This is a genomic window from Streptacidiphilus sp. MAP12-16 (assembly GCF_041262165.1).
GTDB lineage: Bacteria > Actinomycetota > Actinomycetes > Streptomycetales > Streptomycetaceae > Streptacidiphilus.
Map to the genome: position 1 here is coordinate 1 of NZ_JBGCBY010000031.1, position 18,321 is coordinate 18,321.

Sequence of the window (18,321 nt, forward strand, 5' to 3'; positions counted from 1 at the left end):
TAGTACACCCCCGGCTGCTCCACCTCGTACACCGGCACCACCATCACCAACCCCAGCTCCCGCGCCAACGCCCGCATCCGCGTCACCGTCGGCCCCTCGGGCACCGCCTCAGCCCACCGGTAGTGCTCCTCCTCCTGCACCTGGCAGAAGTACGGCGCATTGAACACCTCCTGGAACCCGATCACCTGCGCCCCCTGCGCAGCCGCCTCCCGCGCAAACCGCTCATGCAGATCCACCATCGAGGCACCATCCCCCGTCCACTTCGTCTGGACCAAGGCGGCACGAACAACACGGGCTGCGGACATGACACACCCTCGCCTTCCACCGGACAGGTCCGGCACTTCCGTTAGGGACGGGTCTCGCACACGCACGTCGATCTACGTGCGTAGAACCTAGGACTGCCACCATCAAGCTGGCAATACGTCGGTCGTAACACGGCGGAGACGTTCATGTTTCCCACCCCGCCGGAAGATCACCCTCATGGCTGATGAGATCCTTTGCTCCCGTACCGAAGGAGACTGCCCCAGTGCCACGCCTCGTCACCCCGCGCCGTTCCGCCGCCGCCACCGCAGCGGTGGGAGCGTTGGCTCTGCTCACAGCCTGCTCCTCGGGCGGCGTCAGGACCACCGCGGCAGGCACTCCCTCGGCCGGCACCAGTGCGAGCGCGACCACCGGACCGAGCCCCACGGCGGCACCCTCCACCGCGCCCCCTTCCCCCTCGCCGACCCCGGCTCCCTCGCAGACCTCGTCCGTCGCCGTCCCGTCCGGCGCCCCCTCCGCCGTCGCGTCCCCTGCCGACGCGGCGCCGACGGCCGGACTGTTCTCAGCGCCGTCGGGCCGGGCCCAGCCGACCTGCGGCGCCCCGGCCGGCGAGAGCTGGGTGTCCGTCTACGCGGCCCCGATCCAGGACGGCGAGGGCGTCTACGTCCTGAGCAGGAAGACCCTGGCGTCCTGCGACGCCGGCCTGGACCCGACCGTGACCGTGACGGGGACCAACAACACGTCCTACTACCTTCCGGCGAGCGCCCAGGTCATCCTGCTGACCACCGCGCACACCGAGGCCCCGGCCTCGGTGTCGGACTTCCAGAAGCTGGTCACGGCCCATGCCGCGGGGAAGAACAGCTCGGGCAGCTACCTGTGGCCGACGAACGGCATCTTCACCCTCAGGGTGGACGGGAACCAGCACATCACCTTCGTCGGCGACGGACCCCGTTCGTCCTGACGCGCGCCGTCAGGTCCGCCAGAGCGAGCTGATCAGCGCCCGTACGGAGACGGTGAACAGCCGGTCGGGGTCCGGTGGTTGAGCCAGAACGCCGGCCAGCGCCGGATCCTGCTCCGCCGTCTCCGCATCCCACAGATCCGGCTCCGCCGGATGCTGCCTGGGCGCGCGCTCCCGGTTACGTTCCACCAGCACAAAGCCCACCACCTGGAACTGCAGCGCCCGCACCGCCTCAGCCGCCGCCGCGCCGCGCAGCCCTGCGGCGTGCGCCTCGTGCACCAGGGCCCGCTGCGCCGGGAGCATCATCAGCTCGGTCAGGCCCCGCTCGTGCACCAGCGCGATCAGATGCGGTCGCTCCCGCAGCTTGCGGCGCAGCGCCAGCGCCACCGACTCGGCGCGCAGCGCGGGCGTCGCGCCCCGCGCCCGGATCTGCCCCATCTCGCGCACGGTGCGCTGCACCAGCTCGTCCAGCAGCGCCTCCCGGTTGCCCACATGCCAGTAGATCGCGGTGACGGCGGTGCCCAGCTCCGCGGCGAGCCTGCGCATGGTCAGCGCCTGCGGGCCCTGCGTCCGAACCAGCTGCTCGGCGGTCGCGAGGACGGTCTCGCGACCGATCGACGGCGCGGTCCTGCGTGACTGACGATCCATCACCTTTGGTCCCTCCCCTGGAAATCACGCTCAGGCACGGCTCTTTACCCTTCGCGCGGATCGGAGTAACAGTGTTACAGACCGACGCGAGGAGAGGATGGTCCAGCCATGGCCCGAGTACGGTACGGCCCGCGCAGCGAGGCGGAGATCCAGGCGGCGAAGAGCAGTCGCGCCGTCCTGCCCGACATCTGGTCCACCGGCGTGGTGGCGGTCTGGGAGAGCGACCCCGAGGCGGTCGCCCAGGTGCTGCCGCCACCGCTGAAGCCGACCGAGCGGGCGCTGGTGCGGGTGAACATCAGCCAGGTCGACCTGTTCGGCACGCCGCTCGGCGCGGGCTCGTTCGCGGTGAGCGCGCAGCACGGGGCGCACACCGGGTGGTACCCGCTGGTGATGCCGATGAGCACGGAGCGCGCCCTGATCGGCGGCCGAGAGGTTTTCGGCGAACCCAAGAAGCTCGGCGAGATCACCGTGTCGCGCGACGGCGACCGGGTCACCGCGACGCTCGCCCGGCACGGCATCACCTTCGTCGAGGTCCGCGGCCGGGTGAGCGGCGAACTGCCGCTGCCGGAGCCGGTGGAGAAGCTGGACTTCTACTTCAAGTTCCTGCCCGCCGTGGACGGCGAGGGCTTCGACCTGGAGCCGGTGCTGGTGCACTGCCTGCGCAACGAGCGGGTGCGGCGGCTGGAGCGGGTCGACGGCGAGGTGGTCCTGCGGGAGTCCCCGTACGACCCCGTGGTGGACCTGCCGGTGCGCCGGCTGCTGGAGATCACCATCGGCGAGAAGACCTCCGACCAGCGTGGGCGGGTGGTCGAACGGGTAAGCGCGCAGGCGCTGCTGCCGTACATCCACCAGCGTTACGACGACGTGCAGCAGGTGCTCGACGCCCCCGCGACGCCCGCGTCCGCCGGGAGCGAGTAATGGAACTGGTGCCGGGTCAGGTCGCCGTGGTCACGGGTGCGGCGAGCGGTATCGGCCTGGCCATGGCCGAGCGCTTCGCCGCCGAGGGCCTGCGCGTGGTCCTCGCCGACGTCGAGGAGCCCGCGCTGGACAAAGCCGTCGCAGGGCTGCGCGAGCGCGGCGCCGAGGCGGTCGGCCAGGTCACGGACGTGTCCGAACGGACCTCCGTCGATGCGCTGGCGGACGCCGCGTACGCGGCCTACGGCGCGGTGCACGTGCTGTGCAACAACGCGGGCGTCGGCTCGGGCGCCGAGGGCAGGATGTGGGAACACGAGCCCAACGACTGGAAGTGGGCCTTCGCGGTCAACGTCTGGGGCGTCTTCCACGGCATCCAGGCGTTCGTGCCCCGGATGCTGGCCGGCGGCGCGCCCGGACACCTCGTCAACACCTCCTCCTCGGACGGCGGGATCGCGCCACTCCCCACCGCCTCGGTGTACGCGGTGACCAAGGCCGCCGTGGTCACCATGACCGAGTCGCTGTACGCGCACCTGCGCGCGGAGCGGGCCCCGATCGGCGCGTCCGTGCTCTTCCCTGGACCGCACATGCTCCGCACCGGGCTGTGGGAGTCGCACCGCAACCGGCCCGAGCGCTTCGCCAAGGAGCGGCCGAGGAGGACGCCGTACCGCAGCCTCGCGCAGTGGGAGGCGGCGATGAGAGCCGCCGGACAGGAGATCGACTTCACACCGGTCGAGGCCGTGGCCGGAACGGTCGTCGACGGCATCCGCGCGGACCGGTTCTGGATGCTGCCCGCGAGCGAGCACAGCGACCGGCAGATCCGGGCCCGCTCGCAGTCGATGCTGGACCGCAGCAACCCCGCCTACCTGGAACGCTTCATCCTGGAGGAGGACTGATGGACAGCCAGCAGCCCTACCTGATCATCTCGTCCGACTGCCACGCCGGGCTGCCCACCGAGCAGTACCGGCCCTATCTGGAGTCGGCCCACCACCGGGCCTTCGACGCGTTCCTGGCCGAGGCGGAGGGGCGGCGCGAGCAGGCCACCCGGCTCGGCGTGCGCAACGAGGCGTTCGCACAGAAGTGGTTCGAGGAGCACGAGGAGGGCCTGCGCGGCGGCTGGGACGCGGCGCAGCGCGACAAGGAGTTGGACGGCGACGGCGTCGCGGGTGAGGTCGTCTTCCCTGACGCGGACGCCGTGGACAGCACGACCGCCGCGCCGTTCGGTGTCGGTCTGGGACTGAGCGGGGACCAGGACCCGGTGCTGGGCATGGCCGGGGCGAAGGCGCACAACCGCTGGCTGGCGGAGTTCATCGCCGACGGCGCGAACCCCGAGCGGCACTGCGGGGTGGCGCTGCTGCCGATCACCGGCGAGGTGGACGGGGTGGTGGCGGAGGTCCGGCGGGCGCACGCGTCCGGGCTGCGCGCCGTGATGATCCCGTCCATGTGGGTCGACAAAGCGCCCTACCACGACCGCCGCTACGACCCGGTGTGGGCGGTCTGCGAGGAGCTGCGGATGCCCGTGGTCACCCACTCCGGCGCGGCCCCGCGCCACGAGTACGGCGACCACCTGGGCATCTACGTCACCGAGGTGACCTTCTGGCCGTCCCGTCCGCTGTGGTTCCTGCTCTGGTCGGGCGTGTTCGAGCGCTTCCCCGGCCTGCGCTTCGGCGTGGCCGAGTCCGGCTGCTGGTGGCTGCCGAACCTGCTCTGGTTCATGGACCGGCTCTACCTGGGCGCACACGGCGGCAAGAAGCTGTCGCCGTTCTCGGAGCTCACGATGGCCCCGAGCGCCTACGTCGACCGCAACTGCTTCATCGCGGCGACCAACACCAAGCGGCGGGAGCTGGCCTACCGCTATGAGATCGGCGTCGACAACATCTGCTGGGGCAGCGACTTCCCGCACCCGGAGGGCACCTGGCCCAACACCCGGCAGTGGATGCGGACCACCTTTCACGACGTGCCCGTCGCCGAGACCCGGCGGATGCTGGGCCTGTCCTGCGCGGAGGTCTTCGGCTTCGACCTGGAGAAGCTGCGGCCGGTGGCGGCGCGGATCGGACCGACCCCCGCGGAGCTGGGCCAGCCCGAGGACCAGTCGGCCGTCGACGCCGCATGGGCGCCGGCGAAGGACGTCGGCCGGCACTGGCTGACCGGGCACGACTTCCCGTTCATCGGGACGGCCGCGCCGACCGAGGGGAGGACGCTGTGACGCACGCTCAGGAGCAGCCCGAGCGCTACACCGTCGTGTCGGCCGACTGCCATGCGGGCGCGGACCTGCTCGACTACCGGCCCTACCTGGCCTCCCGACACCACGACGCCTTCGACGCCTGGGCCGCGACCTACGTCAACCCCTTCGCGGACCTGCAGGCGCCGGAGGCCGATCGCAACTGGGACTCCGCGCGGCGGCTCGCCGAGCTGGAGCAGGACGGCATCGTGGCCGAGGTGGTGTTCCCCAACACCGTCCCGCCGTTCTACCCCAGCACCTCCCTGACGGCCGCTCAGCCGACCGCCGAGGAGTACGAGCTGCGCTGGGCGGGGCTGCAGGCGCACAACCGGTGGATGGCGGACTTCTGCGGCCTGGCGCCCGGGCGCCGGGCAGGCACCTTCCAGATCCTGCTGAACGACGTCGGGGCGGCCGTGGCCGAGGTGCGCCGCTGCCACGCGGCCGGACTCACCGGCGGCGTCGTGCTGCCCGGCGTGCCGCCCGGGTCGCCCGTGCCCGAGCTGTACTCGCGGACGTACGACCCGCTGTGGGCGGCGTGCGCGGAGCTGGACCTGCCGGTGAACCACCACGGCGGCTCGGCGGGTCCCGAGCTGGGCGACGAGCCCGCCGCGCGGGCCGTGTTCATGGTCGAGACGACGTGGTTCTCGCACCGGGCGCTGTGGCACCTGATCTTCGGCGGGGCGTTCCGGCGGCATCCCGGGCTCACGCTGGTCCTCACCGAGCAGGGGTCGGGTTGGATTCCCGGTGTGCTGGACATGCTCGACTACTACCACCGGCGCCTGGTCGGGGCCGCGACCAGGGCGGCCACGGCCCCTGGTGCCAGGACCGCGGAGTCGAAGTTCGGTGCCGGCCTGGCCGAGGCGATGGGCGACGGGCCACGCACGGTGTGGGAGCGCAACTGCTACGTCGGCGCGAGCTTCATGCGGGCGCACGAGGTGCCGCTGCGTGAGCGGATCGGCCTCGACAAGATCATGTGGGGCAGCGACTTCCCGCACGACGAGGGCACCTGGCCGTACACCACCGAGGCGCTGCGCACCGCGTACGCGGGCCTGCCGTACCCGGAGGTGGCCGCGATGGTCGGCGGAAACGCGGCGCGGGTCTACGGGTTCGACCTGCCGGCCCTCGACGCGCTCGCCGCCAAGGTCGGCCCGCTCGTCAGCGACGTGGCCCGGCCGCTGGCCGCTCCCCCACCGGGCGCGACCAGCCCGGCCTTCGCTTCGGGAGGCTCCGTCCGGGTCTGGTGAGGTCATCGGGTCTGGCGAGGTCATCGGGGCAGGACGGGGGAACGACAACCCTACGGGTCGGTAACAACCTCTAGCCAGCGGCGTTCCCCCGTTCTACGCTGCGGATCATGCCGAACCTGCCCGATGCCGTGCTGTGGTCCGTGCCCGCGTTCGTCCTGCTGACCGTCGTGGAGATCATCTCCTTTCTGGTCCACCCGGACGAGGACGAACAGGGGTACGCGCGCAACGACACCGCGACCAGCCTCACCATGGGGCTGGGAAGCCTGGTGACCAACCTCGGCTGGAAGATCCCCGCCTTCGCGCTCTACAACCTGCTGTACGCGATCACTCCGCTGCGGATACCCGTCCACTGGTGGACGACCGTGCCGCTGATGCTGCTGGGGCAGGACCTCTGCTACTACTGGTCGCACCGCAGCACGCACCGGGTCCGCCTGCTCTGGGCGCAGCACGTGGTGCACCACTCCAGCAGGCACTACAACCTGTCCACCGCGCTGCGCCAGCCCTGGACCGACCTGACCTTCGGCTTCTTCTACCTGCCGCTGATCCTGCTCGGGGTCTCCCCCGCCGCCGTGGCGTTCTGCGCGTCCGTCAACCTGGTCTACCAGTTCTGGATCCACACCGAGCGGATCGACCGGCTCCCGCGCCCGTTCGAGTTCCTGTTCAACACCCCCTCGCACCACCGGGTCCACCACGCCTCCCAGGGCGGCTACCTGGACCGCAACTTCGGCGGCATCCTCATCGTCTGGGACCGGCTGTTCCGGTCCTTCACCCCGGAGACCGACCGGCCCGTCTACGGCCTCACGAAGAACATCACCACCTACAACCCGCTGCGCGTGGCCACCCACGAGTACGCGGCGCTCGGTCGCGACCTCGCCTCGGCCCGCAGCTGGCGCGAGCGCGCCGGATACCTGTTCAAGGGGCCGGGCTGGCGCCCCGCCGACCTGGCGGCCGTCCCGGCCGAGGACACGCGGGTCGCCGCGTGAGGCGCCCGCGCCTCACCGCGAGGTGGGCGACGGGCTATCCGGTGGGGTACACGGCACTGGCGGTCGCCCATCTGGCGTTCATCCTGGCCGGGCTGACGCTGGGTCGGGACATCACCAAGCCGCTGCTGATGCTTGCGCTCTGCGCCGCCGTGGGCGGCCTGCGGGCGCCGCGGCTGCTACTGGGCGCGCTGCTCGCGTCCTGCGCCGGGGACACCTTCCTGATCTTCGGCGGGAACTGGTTCCTGCTCGGCATGGGCGGTTTCGCCATCGCCCACGTCTGCTTCGTCACCGTATTCGTCAGGAACGGCGCGCTGCGCGACCGGCCCCGGCTGCTGCGCACGGCCGCCCCCTACGCCATGGCCTGGGCGGTGCTGATCACCCTGCTCTGGCCGGACCTCACTCCGGCGCTGCGGATCCCGCTCGCCTGCTACAGCCTGCTGCTCACCGCCACTGCCGTCACCTCCGCCTGCGCGGGGCTGCGCACCGGAATCGGCGGCGCGCTGCTCCTGCTCTCCGACACCCTGATCGCCAGCGGGCTGGCGGGCTGGCCGCAGCTGCCTGCCGCCGGCTTCTGGGTGATGTCGACCTACCTGGTCTCCGAGTACCTGCTCGCCACGGGCGTCCTGGCGCTGGAGCCGCGCGGGGCGGTTGCCGCGGCCGAACGGCAGGACGCGACGCAGAACGTGACGCCGTCCGTCAGCACGTCCTGAGCTCCGGCCCGCGTAACCGGAACCGTCAGGGCCGGGGCCGGGTGCTGGAGGAAGCGTTCGGACCGGCCGAGGACGACTGACCGACCGTCACAACGCCAGATCGACGACCACCGGGGCGTGATCCGAGGTGCCCTTGCCCTTGCGCGCCTCCCGGTCGACATAGGCGTCCGAGACCGCGGCGACGAAGGGCTTGTTGCCGTACGCCAGGTCGATCCGCATCCCGTTGTTCTTGGGGAAGGCCAGCGCCCGGTAGTCCCAGAAGGTGTAGGGGCGGTCGTACTTGAGAGCCCGCGGGAAGACGTCGGCCAGCCCGCCGTCACGCAGGTCGGCGAGAGCCTGCCGCTCGGCCGGGGTGACATGGGTGCTCTCGGCGAACACGGCCGGGTCCCACACGTCCTCGTCGGTCGGGGCGACGTTGAAGTCCCCGAGGACCGCGAACGGCCGCTCCCCCGCCGCGTCGTCCCGGACCGCCTCGCGCAGCGCGGCCAGCCACTCCAGTTTGTAGGCGTAGTGGGCGTGCCCGACCTCACGCCCGTTGGGCACGTACACCGACCACACCCGAACCGGGCCGCAGGTGGCGGCGATGGCGCGGGCCTCCTGTTCGGGCTCGGGAGCGATCAGCGCCTCCTCGGTACCGGCGTCGTCGGCGAGGAAGCCGGGCTGGGTGGGCAGCCCGCGCACCACGTCGTCCAGTCCGATCTTGGAGAGGATCGCCACGCCGTTCCAGCGTCCGGTGCCGTGGGCGGCCGTCTCGTAGCCGAGCTCGCGGACCGCCTCGTAGGGGAAGGCGTCCGTGGCGCACTTGAGCTCCTGGAGGCACACCACGTCGGGAGTGGCCGAGGCGAGCCACTCCAGGAGCTTGGGCAGGCGGGCGTTGACCGAGTTGATGTTCCAGGTGGCGACGCGAACGGTCATCGGCAGACTGCTTCCGTGCGGTGGCGGGCGGGTGGGTCTCGAGCACTGACCAACCTACCGCCCGCCACTGACAACGGTCCGCTACTGCGGTCCGACCGGCCACACCACCGCTGCCGCGCCGCCGCCCCGGCGGACCGGCTCGGCCGCCGCCTGGAGCCTCCCGTCCGGGAGCGACTGGATGCCCGTCGCCGCGCCGATCTCCGGGTTGGGTGCGAACACCTCGCCGACGGCGGTCAGTGCCGCCGCGTCCGGCGAGGCCAGGAACGCCGGCTCCGCGTCGGACCGAGCGCCGTTGCGCTGGCTGGCCCGCGGCGCGGCGATCGCCTGCTCCAGGCTGAGGCTCCGGTCGACGTGGCCGAGCAGGGTCTGCAGCACCGTGGTGATGATGGTCGAGCCGCCGGGCGAGCCCAGCGCGAAGTCGAAGCGGCCTCCCTTGAGCACGATCGTCGGAGACATCGAGGAGCGCGGCCGCTTGGCCGGTCCGGGCAGGTTCGGGTCGGGCACCCCGGCGACGGCGGGGGTGAAGTCGAAGTCGGTGAGCTCGTTGTTGAGTAGGAAGCCCCGCCCCGGCACGACCATGGCGCTGCCGCCGGTCTGTTCGATCGTCAGGGTGTAGGAGACGACGTTGCCCCAGCGGTCGGCGACCGTCAGATGCGTGGTGTTGGTTCCCTCGTAGGTGGTGGGTGCCGCGATTCCGGCGGACGAGCAGGTGGGCGACGGGTGGGCCGGATCGGCCGGGGCCAGCGGGCTGGTCAGGCTGGAGTCGGGCTTGATCAGGCAGGCCCGCGAGTCGGCGAAGCGCTCCGAGAGCAGTCCCGGTGTCGGCACGTCGACGAAGCGCGGGTCGCCGACCCACCGGTTGCGGTCGGCGAAGGCGATCCGGGTGGCCTCCAGGTAGTCGTGCAGGTACTGGCTGGATGAGGCGTGCCTGAGGTCGAAGTGGCTGAGGATGTTGAGGGCCTCGCCGACCGTGGTGCCTCCGCTGGAGGAGGGTGCGATCGAGTAGACGTCCAGGCCCCGGTAGTCCACCTCGGTGGGTGCCTGCCTGCGTACCTGGTACGCGGCCAGGTCGGCGGTTGTCAACTTCCCGGGCCGGGCGTTCCAGCCGGAGGCCGGGTCGACCTGCGGGTGCTGGACGAGCGACGTGACGTCCCGTCCGATGTCGCCCCGGTAGAGCGCCCCGGTGCCCTCGCGCTCCAGCTCGCGGTAGGTCGCCGCCAGGTCGGGGTTGCGGAACAGGGTGCCCACGGCGGGCGGCTTGCCGCCGGGCAGGAACAGGGCGCGGGTCGCGGGGAAGGCCGCGAAGCGGGTGGCGTTGGCGGCGGTCTGCTGCGCGAACGTCCCGTCGACGACGAAGCCGTCCCGGGCGAGCTTCTCGGCGGGCTTGAGCGAGTCGGCGAAGGAGCGGGTGCCCCAGAGCCGCAGCGCCTGCTGCCAGGTCTGCGCCGTGCCGGGAGTGCCGACGGACAGTCCGCTGCTGACGGCGTCCGCGAAGGCCAGCGGCTTGCCGTTCTCCAGGAACAGGCTCTGGTCTGCCGTGGCGGGGGCGGTCTCGCGCCCGTCCAGGGTGCTGACCCGATGGGTGCGGGCGTCGTAGTAGACGAAGTACCCGCCGCCGCCGATGCCCGAGGAGTAGGGCTCCGTCACGCCGAGCGCGGCAGCCGCCGCGACCGCCGCGTCCACGGCGTTGCCGCCGCGGCGCAGCACCGCGATGCCGATGTCGGTGGCCTCGGCCGACACGCTGCTGACCGCTCCGCCGTACCCTGCCGCCTCCGGCGACTTGGGCGCGGGCGGGAGTAACCCGCCGGCGCGGGCGGCGGGTGCGGTGGTCAGCGCGACCAGGGCGACGGAGAGGAGCAGGGCTGGTGCGAGACGTCCGAGTGCTCTCATACGTGCCTCCCATGACGGTGTACGGACCATTCCGTCACAACGCACAGGGGTCCCACAAGAACGCCTTGACACTCCTCACCGGTCGAACGGGGGGTCGGTGGCGGGAGGGCGCGCGGGATCGGCGATGATGGCGTGGCGCGAAATGCGGCGAAATCCGGATCAGCGGTCGCCGGATCAGCAGTCAGAGTTCCCAGGCAGAGTTCAGAGGCGGGCAGGCGAGGGTGATGGCAGTTCTTGCGGTCGGCTACTCAGGACCGCCCGCGTGGCAGTGGTCCGACACGGTGGCGTCGTGGACGCTGGAGCCGGTGGTCGTGGCGCTGTCCGTGGTCCTGGGCGCGCTGTACGCGGTCGGCGTGCTGCGGGTGCGCCGCCGGGGCGACCGCTGGCCGCTCGGCCGTACCGTGGGCTGGTTCTCGGGACTGCTGCTGTGGGTGTGGGTGACCTGCTCGGGCGTCGGGGTGTACGAGCGGATCCTGTTCACGGACCGTGCCGCGCAGGTGATCCTGCTGCTGATGGTGGTGCCGCTGCTGCTGGCGATGGGCGCGCCGGTGTCGCTGGTGGTGGAGTCGGCCTCGGAGCGGGGCCGGGAGCGGATGCTGCGGCTGCTCCGCAGCGGCCCGTCGAAGGTGCTGATGTTCCCGGCGGTGTCGACGGCTCTGCTGATGCTCCCGCCGTGGCTGTACTACTACACACCCTGGTACGAGCACACCATGACGAGCTCGGGCTGGAACATGGGGCTGCATGTGGCGCTGGTCGCGCTCGGCCTCGCCTACTTCTGGCCGCGCCTGCAGATCGACCCGGTCGGGCACGAGTACCCGGCGCTGGTCGGCGTGTTCATCACCATGGCTGAGGTGATCTTCGACGCGGGTCTGGGCATGCTGCTGATCTACGGTCGTGGAACGGTGGCGCAGCACTACTACGAGGCCCTCGGCCGTCCCTGGGGTCCGACGATCCATCAGGACCAGGTGTGGGGCGGCAACGCCCTGTGGGTGCTGGGCGACCTGGCCGGGCTGCCGTTCCTGGCGGCGCTGGTGCGGCGGATGATGGTGAAGGGCCGCGCCGAGACGGCGGCGGTCGACGCCGCGATCGACGCCCAGCTGGCCGCGCAGCGCACGGCGCTCGAGGAGGCTCCCGACGGCGAGCGGAGCGCTGGCATCCCCGCCGACCCGGAGCGGATGCGGCCGTGGTGGCTGGACGATCCGAACCTGGCGCACCGCTACGGCGGCGAGCGCGGCTAGGACCGACTGGCACGTGGTGGCTGCGCGCTACCTGCGGCCCTTCATGTAGTCCTCGTACATCCTGACGATATCCTCGGTCGGGCCGTCCGCGTTGATCACTCCGGACTCCAGCCAGATGGTGCGGTCGCAGGTGTCGCGGATCGAGTTGTTGTTGTGCGACACCAGGAACACCGTCCCGGCCTCCTTGCGCAACTCCCGGATCCGGTCCTCACTGCGCTTCTGGAACGCCGTGTCCCCGGTCGCCAGCGCCTCGTCGATCAACAGCACGTCATGCGTCTTGGCCGCCGCGATCGAGAACCGCAACCGCGCCGCCATACCCGACGAATACGTCCGCATCGGCAACGAGATGAAGTCCCCCCGCTCGTTGATCCCCGAGAAGTCCACAATGCCCTGGTACTTCTCCCGCACCTCCGCATGCGACATGCCCATCGCCAGACACCCCAGCACCACGTTCCGCTCACCGGTCAGATCGTTCATCATCGCCGCGTTCACCCCCAGCAACGACGGCTGCCCATCGGTGTAGATCGACCCCGACGCCGTCGGCAGCAACCCCGCCACCGCCGACAACGTCGTCGACTTACCCGACCCGTTCGAGCCGATCAACCCGATCGCCTCACCCTTGTACGCGGTGAAACTGATCCCCCTGACCGCATGCACCTCCGACAACGCCGGAGACGCCTTCCGCTTCACGATCCGCGACAACGCCGACGTCGCCGAACCCCGCCCCGCACCCGCCCCATAAATCTTGTAGATGATATGGACATCGTCCACGATCACCGTCGGAACCCGCCCGCCGTAGTCAGCCACGGCCGTACTCCTCCTCCGCCTTCCAGAAGAAGACGTACCCGCCGAGACCGATGCCCAGCGCCCAGGCGAGGGTCAGCAGCCAGACATGGCGGGGCAGGCTGCTGGCGGGAACGGAGGCCATCAGGGCGTAGCGCATCAGGTTGTTGAAGATCAGCGCGGGGTTGTTCTCGAGGATCACCGCGACCCAGTGCGGAGCCTTGTGGGTGAAGGTGTTGACGCTCCAGAACACGCCCGAGGTGTACATCCACGTCCGCATGATGAAGGGCATCAGCTGCGCCATGTCGGTGGTCTTCGCCCCGATCCTGGCCATGAACATCGCCAGACCCGCGTTGAACATCGACTGCAGCAGCAGAATCGGCGCCACCAGCAGCCAGCGCAGCGTCACCGGCTCCCCAGTGACCAGGATGATCACACCCAGCACGCCCATCGAGAACATCAGCTGCTGCAGCTGGATCACCGTGAACGCGATCGGCAGGCACGCCCGCGGAAAGTGCAGCGCCCGGATCAGCCCCAGGTTGTCCGCGATCGACCGCGTCCCTGACAGCACCGCCGACTGCGTGAACTGAAACACGAACACGCCCACGCACAGATAGGCGACGAAGTTGGGGATCCCGTTCCTGGTCCCCAGCAGCACACCGAAGATCAGGTAGTAGACGGCCGCGTTCAGCAGCGGCGTCATCACCTGCCAGATCTGCCCCAGCTTCGCTGCCGTGTACATCGCGGTCAACCGCGCGGTCGCGTACGCCACGATGAAGTGCCGCCGCGACCACAGCTGCCGGGTGTACGTGACGAGGTCGGGCCTGCGACCGCTCACCGAGAGCCCGTACTCGGCCGCCAGCTCGGCCGCGCCGACCGACCTGACCGGCTTCTCCACTGTGCCGCTGTACTCGGTCACCTACCGACGTTCTCATGTTCCGAGCGCGACGGCAGCGCGGGTACGGCCATCGCGGGCACGGCCGGCGGCCGTGCCCGCGACGCTGCGACGAGCGCTCAGATGACGGGCGGACGCCCGAGCATGGTCATCCGCCAGACGGTCCGCCAGCTGATCGGCCGGCGCGGCCCGCAGGGCTTGCGCCAGCCCTCGGCGAATCCGGCGAACCAGGCGCGGAGCGCGTCCGCGGGCGGCCGCCGGACCAGCGTGAGCAGCATCCACGTGCCCAGGTAGAGCGGGACCAGCGGCGCGGGCAGGTTGCGCCGCGCGAGCCAGACCCGGTTCCGGGCGACGTTGTGGTTGTAGACGGCGTGCCTGCTGGGCAGGGTCTTCGGGTGGTGCAGCACGATGTCCGCGCGGTACTCGATGTCCCAGCCCGCATCGAGCGCCCGCCAGGCCAGGTCGGTCTCCTCGTGGCCGTAGAAGAACTCCCCGGGGAGCTGTCCGGCCTGGGCGAAGACGGCGCTGCGAACCGCGCAGGCACCGCCGAGGAAGGTGGTGACCTTGGACGAGTGCAGCGGGTCGGCGGCACGTAGCCGGGGGACGTGGCGGCGCTGCGTCTCCCCGGTCTCGGGATCGGCGATGCGGAAGCTGACGATGCCCAGGCGGGGCTCGGCAGCGAAGGCGGCGCGAACCTTCACGACGTCGTCGTCCTGCGGCAGCAGGCCGTCGTCGTCGAGGAAGAGCACGATGTCCACGTCGGAGCCGTCCGGGCCGAACGCCTCGATGCCGACGTTGCGCCCGCCGGGGATGCCGAGGTTCTCGTCGGTCCGGACGCCGCACACCCCTGCGGGCAGCGGCGGGACCTCGACGCCGTTGGCGACGACGACCACCTCGACGGCGGGGCCTTGCTGGGCGGCGACGGAGTCCAGCAGCGCCTTGAGCTCCACCGGTCGGGTGCCCTGGGTGAGCACGACCGCGCCGACCCGCAGCTCCGCGCCGGCCATGGCACTCACCTCAGCCTGCTGGACAGGACGATGCTGAGCAGGTGCAGGAGCGTCTGCAGTACGGCGATGGCGGCGAGCGCCGCCACGGCGATCCGGGTGAACAGCAGGTCGCCGTGGACCGTGTCGGCGATCCCGGCCGCGAGCAGCACCAGGGACGCCTCGACGCCGCCGATGAGGCGGTGGAACTTGAGCGCCGCTGCTAGCTTGCGGGCCTTGGCCACGCCGGATGCGCGAGGCACGGAGGCGGAGTCCTCGACGGCGGTGAGGCCGCGCCGGATCCGGGCGACGTCCACGAGGTCCGTCTCGGCCTTGATCAGGATCGCGCCGAGCGCGGCGACCGTCCCGAGGAAGGCCCACATCCAGGCCGGTCCGCCGTGCTGCTTGAACAGGTCCGCGGCGCGCAGGCCCGCGCCGGTGAGCAGCGCGGCCTCGGACAGGTAGTGGCCGACCCGGTCGAGGTACACGCCGGTGGTGGAGGTCTGCTTGCGCCAGCGGGCCAGCTCGCCGTCCACGCAGTCCAGGCCCAGGTAGACCTGGATGAGCAGGGCCGCGAGGACCGCCCCGGCGAGACCGGGAACGAGCAGCGCCGCGCCGGCGAGGACACCGGTGAGCATCATCAGCCAGGTCAGCTGGTTGGGGCTGACCGGGGCGTTGACGAGGTGCCTGGTGACGCGCGAGGAGATGCGGCGCATGTAGATGCGCCCGGCCCAGTGCTCGCCCGAGCGGCGGTCGAGCAGGCCCTCGGGGTGGGCGACGGCGCGGAACTCCGCGAGCGTGGGCTTGCTGCCCTTGCCGCTGTTGCCGCCGTTGCCGTTCATGTCGTTCTGGGGCCGTTCAGGAGCTGACGTGTTTGACATAGTCGGTGTACGCGTCCCGGATCGCAGAGGGGTCGAGGTCGAGGTGTTCCAGGATGGTGAACCGTCCTGGGCGGGTCTGCGGAGCGTAGTGCACTGCGGCGACGAACTCCTCGTCGCTGAAGCCCATCTGAGTAGCTGTCACGGGCAGGTTGTGCCGGGCCAGGACGGCTCCCATCTGCCCGGCGAGGTCCCGCTCGCCGCGCAGGTAGGTGGCGAAGGCCGCGCCGAGGCCCACCTGCTCGCCGTGCTGGGCGGAGCGCGTCGGGTGGAGGATGTCCAGGGCGTGGCTGATCTCGTGGCAACCACCACTCGCGGGGCGGCTGCTGCCCGCGACGTTCATGGAGATCCCGGTGAGCACCAGAGCCTCGGCCAGGGCGCCGAGGAGGTCGTCGTCCGCGATCGTGCCGGGATGACGAAGGATCGTGTTGCCGGCGGTGCGCGCCATCGCGGCGGCCAGGCCGTCCACGCTCTCCCCGGTCTCGCGCTGGGAGAGTTCCCAGTCGGCGATGCAGGAGATGTTGGAGATGGCCTCGCCGATCCCGGCGGCGACGAAACGCGCGGGAGCCTGCCTGATCACCTCCAGGTCGATGATGATGCCGATGGGGCTGGGCACCCCGTAGGAGCCGCGCCCGGCGTCGTTGTCCAGGGTGGAGACCGGGGAGCAGATGCCGTCGTGGGCCAGGTTGGTGGCCACCGCGACCATGGGCAGGCCGACCCGCGCGGCGGCGTACTTGGCCGCATCGATGATCTTGCCGCCGCCGAGGCCGACGACTGCGTCGTAGTGCCCGGAGCGCATCTGGTCGGCCAGCTTCACGGCCGAGTCCAGCGTGCCGCCCGCGACGGAGTACCAGTCCGCGCCTGGCAGTTGCGGGGTGAGCCGCTCGCGGAGGGCAGCGCCGGAGCCTCCGCTGACCGCGACGGCGAGCCGTCCCGAGGCGGAGATCCGCTGGTCGGCGAGGATCACCCCGAGGTCGTTCAGTGCCCCGGCCCTGATGTCGACGACCAGCGGCGAGGGAACCAGACGCGTCAGTACCGGCACGCGATCTCCCGTCCCTTGGCCAGGTCGTCGTGGTTGTCGATCTCGACCCAGGACACGTCGCCGATCGGCTGCACGTCGACGCGCTGGCCCCGGTTCACCATCTCCTGGTAGCCGTCCTCGTAGTACAGCTGCGGGTCGCGCTCGAAGGTGGCCTGCAGCGCCGACGTCAGATCCCCGGCCGCCGAGGGGTTGATCACGGTCAGGCCGATGTACTCGCCGGTCGCGTCGGCCGGGTCCATCAGCTTGGTGATGCGGCGCGCGCCCAGCGCGGGGTCGACGACGACCTTCATCTCCTCGTCGGCGAGCTTCTTCACCGTGTCGAGGGCGAGCAGTATGCCCGGAGCGTTGCCCTCGGCGGTCAGCCGCTCGTTGGAGTCCAGCATGGTGCGCTGCACCGACGCGGGGTGAACGGTGTCGCCGTTGGCGAGCAGCAGGCCCTCGGTGAACAGGTCACGCGCACACCAGAGGGAGTAGGCGTTGTTCCACTCCTCGGCCTTGTCGTTGTCGACCAGGTGGAGGGTGAGGCCGTACTGCTGCTCCAGGGCTGCCTTGCGCTCGTACACGGCCTCGGCACGGTAGCCGACCACGATCGCGACGTCCTTCATCCCGACCTCGGCGAAGTTGCCCAGGGTGAGGTCGAGGATGGTCCGGTCGCCGTCCACCGGCACCAGGGCCTTGGGGAGGGTGTCGGTGTAGGGGCGCAGACGGCGTCCGGCGCCGGCGGCCAGAACGAGGCCGATCATGTGGTTCTCCGGTCCTTTTTGGCGTGCGTGAGCGAGCTCGGCCGCGCCCATGGGGCGGGCGTGCCGTTGCGATCGTAGGCGAATACCGACTCCCGGCGATAAGCGGAGTCCTGCGCACCGTCTCCGCACGGCCTGGGCCGGCTCCGCCAACGATGATCACTATCGGCGGTCATCATCGCGGACCGTGACACCGGGCCACAACCCGCGACGGCCTCCACCCTTCCGTCCGGGCCCCGTTTCCGGATCCCGATGGGGACCTTTGCGGTGATCCGTTGGGTCCGGTACGGCAGACTGTTCGCTGGCGGGCTCCGTCGTCGACGCCGGTGGCGCGCCAATCGCGCTCCCGGCCGCCTCAAGTCGAAAGGTCCTGCATGTCGACCAGTGAACCGACCACCCTGACCGCCACCGGGACCGTCGCGTCCGCGCCTGCCGCGGCCGAGATCCTGCTGGAGTTGGTGGACGAACAGGGCCACACCATCGGAACGGCGGAGAAGCTGTCCGCCCACCTGGCCCCCGGTCGGCTGCACCGTGCCTTCTCGGTGTTCCTCTTCGACGCCGAGGGCCGGATGCTGCTGCAGCAGCGCGCCCTGGGCAAGTACCACTCCCCGGGTGTCTGGTCGAACACCTGCTGCGGCCACCCCTACCCCGGGGAGTCCCCGTTCGCGGCGGCGGCACGCCGCACCGCGGAGGAGCTCGGAGCGGCGCCGGTGCGCCTGCAGCAGGCCGGAACGGTCAGCTACGACCACCCCGACGAGGCGACGGGCCTGGTCGAGAAGGAGTACAACCACCTCTTCGTCGGCATCGCCGCCGCCGAGCAGAACCCAGACCCGGCGGAGGTGGCGGGGACGCGCTTCGTCACCGCCGCCGAACTGGCGGAGCTACGGACATCGAAGCCCTTGTCGGTGTGGTTCGACACCGTCCTGGAGGCGGCCCTGCCCGCCGTCCGCGAGCTCGCCCCGGACGCGGGCTGGTGACGCCGACCACGCAGCGCTGAGCCCCCCGCTCGGTCGCGGGGGG

Annotated in this window: 19 protein-coding genes; 9 read left to right on the plus strand and 10 right to left on the minus strand. The window is 71.1% G+C overall.

Translation table 11 applies throughout. From position 1 onward, the window contains the following. Positions 1–305, minus strand: a 305-nt coding sequence (locus tag ABIA33_RS31075; RefSeq protein WP_370086019.1) for a nitrilase-related carbon-nitrogen hydrolase, incomplete at its 3' end; no start/stop codon positions are given. Between the two features lie 221 nt (positions 306–526). Between ABIA33_RS31075 and ABIA33_RS31080 the strand changes: the two genes are divergently transcribed. Next, positions 527–1,222: a hypothetical protein gene (locus tag ABIA33_RS31080; protein ID WP_370086020.1), complete on the plus strand. Its 696-nt coding sequence runs from the start codon at positions 527–529 to the stop codon at positions 1,220–1,222. A 9-nt stretch (positions 1,223–1,231) separates the two neighbouring features. On the opposite strand, the gene ABIA33_RS31085 is transcribed toward ABIA33_RS31080, so the two are convergent. Next, a complete protein-coding gene (locus ABIA33_RS31085) occupies positions 1,232–1,867 on the minus strand; it encodes a TetR/AcrR family transcriptional regulator (RefSeq protein WP_370086021.1) in 636 nt (211 codons plus the stop codon). Positions 1,868–1,975: 108 nt separating this feature from the next. Between ABIA33_RS31085 and ABIA33_RS31090 the strand changes: the two genes are divergently transcribed. From ABIA33_RS31090 to ABIA33_RS31115, 6 genes are all read left to right on the plus strand, one after another. Continuing rightward, complete coding sequence (locus tag ABIA33_RS31090) at positions 1,976–2,785, plus strand: acetoacetate decarboxylase family protein (protein ID WP_370086022.1); 810 nt, start codon at positions 1,976–1,978, stop codon at positions 2,783–2,785. Next, the gene (locus tag ABIA33_RS31095; protein WP_370086023.1) at positions 2,785–3,675 is read left to right on the plus strand and encodes an SDR family NAD(P)-dependent oxidoreductase; all 891 of its coding nucleotides are present in this window, start codon (positions 2,785–2,787) and stop codon (positions 3,673–3,675) included. Before ABIA33_RS31090 ends, ABIA33_RS31095 begins: the two co-directional genes overlap by 1 nt. After that, on the plus strand, positions 3,675–4,985 hold the full coding sequence (locus ABIA33_RS31100) for an amidohydrolase family protein (RefSeq protein WP_370086024.1): 1,311 nt from the start codon (positions 3,675–3,677) through the stop codon (positions 4,983–4,985). The genes ABIA33_RS31095 and ABIA33_RS31100 overlap by 1 nt, the downstream gene beginning before the upstream one ends. Further along, positions 4,982–6,244 (plus strand): amidohydrolase family protein, encoded by a 1,263-nt coding sequence (locus tag ABIA33_RS31105; protein ID WP_370086025.1) that lies wholly within the window; start codon positions 4,982–4,984, stop codon positions 6,242–6,244. The genes ABIA33_RS31100 and ABIA33_RS31105 overlap by 4 nt, the downstream gene beginning before the upstream one ends. 107 nt (positions 6,245–6,351) lie before the next feature. Continuing rightward, a complete protein-coding gene (locus ABIA33_RS31110; protein WP_370086026.1) occupies positions 6,352–7,227 on the plus strand; it encodes a sterol desaturase family protein in 876 nt (291 codons plus the stop codon). Then, positions 7,224–7,937 (plus strand): lysoplasmalogenase, encoded by a 714-nt coding sequence (locus ABIA33_RS31115; protein ID WP_370086027.1) that lies wholly within the window; start codon positions 7,224–7,226, stop codon positions 7,935–7,937. The genes ABIA33_RS31110 and ABIA33_RS31115 overlap by 4 nt, the downstream gene beginning before the upstream one ends. Positions 7,938–8,024: 87 nt before the next feature. On the opposite strand, the gene ABIA33_RS31120 is transcribed toward ABIA33_RS31115, so the two are convergent. Further along, positions 8,025–8,852, minus strand: coding sequence for an exodeoxyribonuclease III (locus ABIA33_RS31120; protein ID WP_370086028.1), 828 nt, complete (start codon positions 8,850–8,852; stop codon positions 8,025–8,027). Between the two features lie 81 nt (positions 8,853–8,933). After that, a complete protein-coding gene (gene ggt, locus ABIA33_RS31125) occupies positions 8,934–10,742 on the minus strand; it encodes a gamma-glutamyltransferase (RefSeq protein ID WP_370086029.1) in 1,809 nt (602 codons plus the stop codon). A 224-nt stretch (positions 10,743–10,966) separates the two neighbouring features. Here ggt and ABIA33_RS31130 point away from each other — a divergent pair, with 224 nt between their 5' ends. Beyond that, the gene (locus ABIA33_RS31130) at positions 10,967–11,980 is read left to right on the plus strand and encodes a cytochrome c oxidase assembly protein (protein ID WP_370086030.1); all 1,014 of its coding nucleotides are present in this window, start codon (positions 10,967–10,969) and stop codon (positions 11,978–11,980) included. Positions 11,981–12,007: 27 nt separating this feature from the next. On the opposite strand, the gene ABIA33_RS31135 is transcribed toward ABIA33_RS31130, so the two are convergent. From ABIA33_RS31135 to ABIA33_RS31160, 6 genes are all read right to left on the minus strand, one after another. Next, complete coding sequence (locus ABIA33_RS31135) at positions 12,008–12,787, minus strand: ABC transporter ATP-binding protein (protein ID WP_370086031.1); 780 nt, start codon at positions 12,785–12,787, stop codon at positions 12,008–12,010. Beyond that, positions 12,780–13,682: an ABC transporter permease gene (locus ABIA33_RS31140; protein WP_370086032.1), complete on the minus strand. Its 903-nt coding sequence runs from the start codon at positions 13,680–13,682 to the stop codon at positions 12,780–12,782. Before ABIA33_RS31140 ends, ABIA33_RS31135 begins: the two co-directional genes overlap by 8 nt. 95 nt (positions 13,683–13,777) lie before the next feature. Next, the gene (locus tag ABIA33_RS31145) at positions 13,778–14,650 is read right to left on the minus strand and encodes a glycosyltransferase family 2 protein (RefSeq protein ID WP_370086104.1); all 873 of its coding nucleotides are present in this window, start codon (positions 14,648–14,650) and stop codon (positions 13,778–13,780) included. Positions 14,651–14,670: 20 nt separating this feature from the next. Continuing rightward, positions 14,671–15,357 carry a CDP-alcohol phosphatidyltransferase family protein gene (locus tag ABIA33_RS31150; RefSeq protein ID WP_370086105.1) on the minus strand — a complete coding sequence of 229 codons (687 nt, stop codon included), beginning with the start codon at positions 15,355–15,357 and terminating at the stop codon, positions 14,671–14,673. Between the two features lie 142 nt (positions 15,358–15,499). Then, positions 15,500–16,561, minus strand: coding sequence for an iron-containing alcohol dehydrogenase family protein (locus ABIA33_RS31155; protein WP_370086033.1), 1,062 nt, complete (start codon positions 16,559–16,561; stop codon positions 15,500–15,502). After that, a complete protein-coding gene (locus ABIA33_RS31160; RefSeq protein WP_370086034.1) occupies positions 16,549–17,304 on the minus strand; it encodes a sugar phosphate nucleotidyltransferase in 756 nt (251 codons plus the stop codon). Before ABIA33_RS31160 ends, ABIA33_RS31155 begins: the two co-directional genes overlap by 13 nt. Before the next feature lie 371 nt (positions 17,305–17,675). Here ABIA33_RS31160 and idi point away from each other — a divergent pair, with 371 nt between their 5' ends. Then, positions 17,676–18,278, plus strand: coding sequence for an isopentenyl-diphosphate Delta-isomerase (gene idi, locus ABIA33_RS31165; protein WP_370086035.1), 603 nt, complete (start codon positions 17,676–17,678; stop codon positions 18,276–18,278). Positions 18,279–18,321 lie beyond the last annotated feature (43 nt).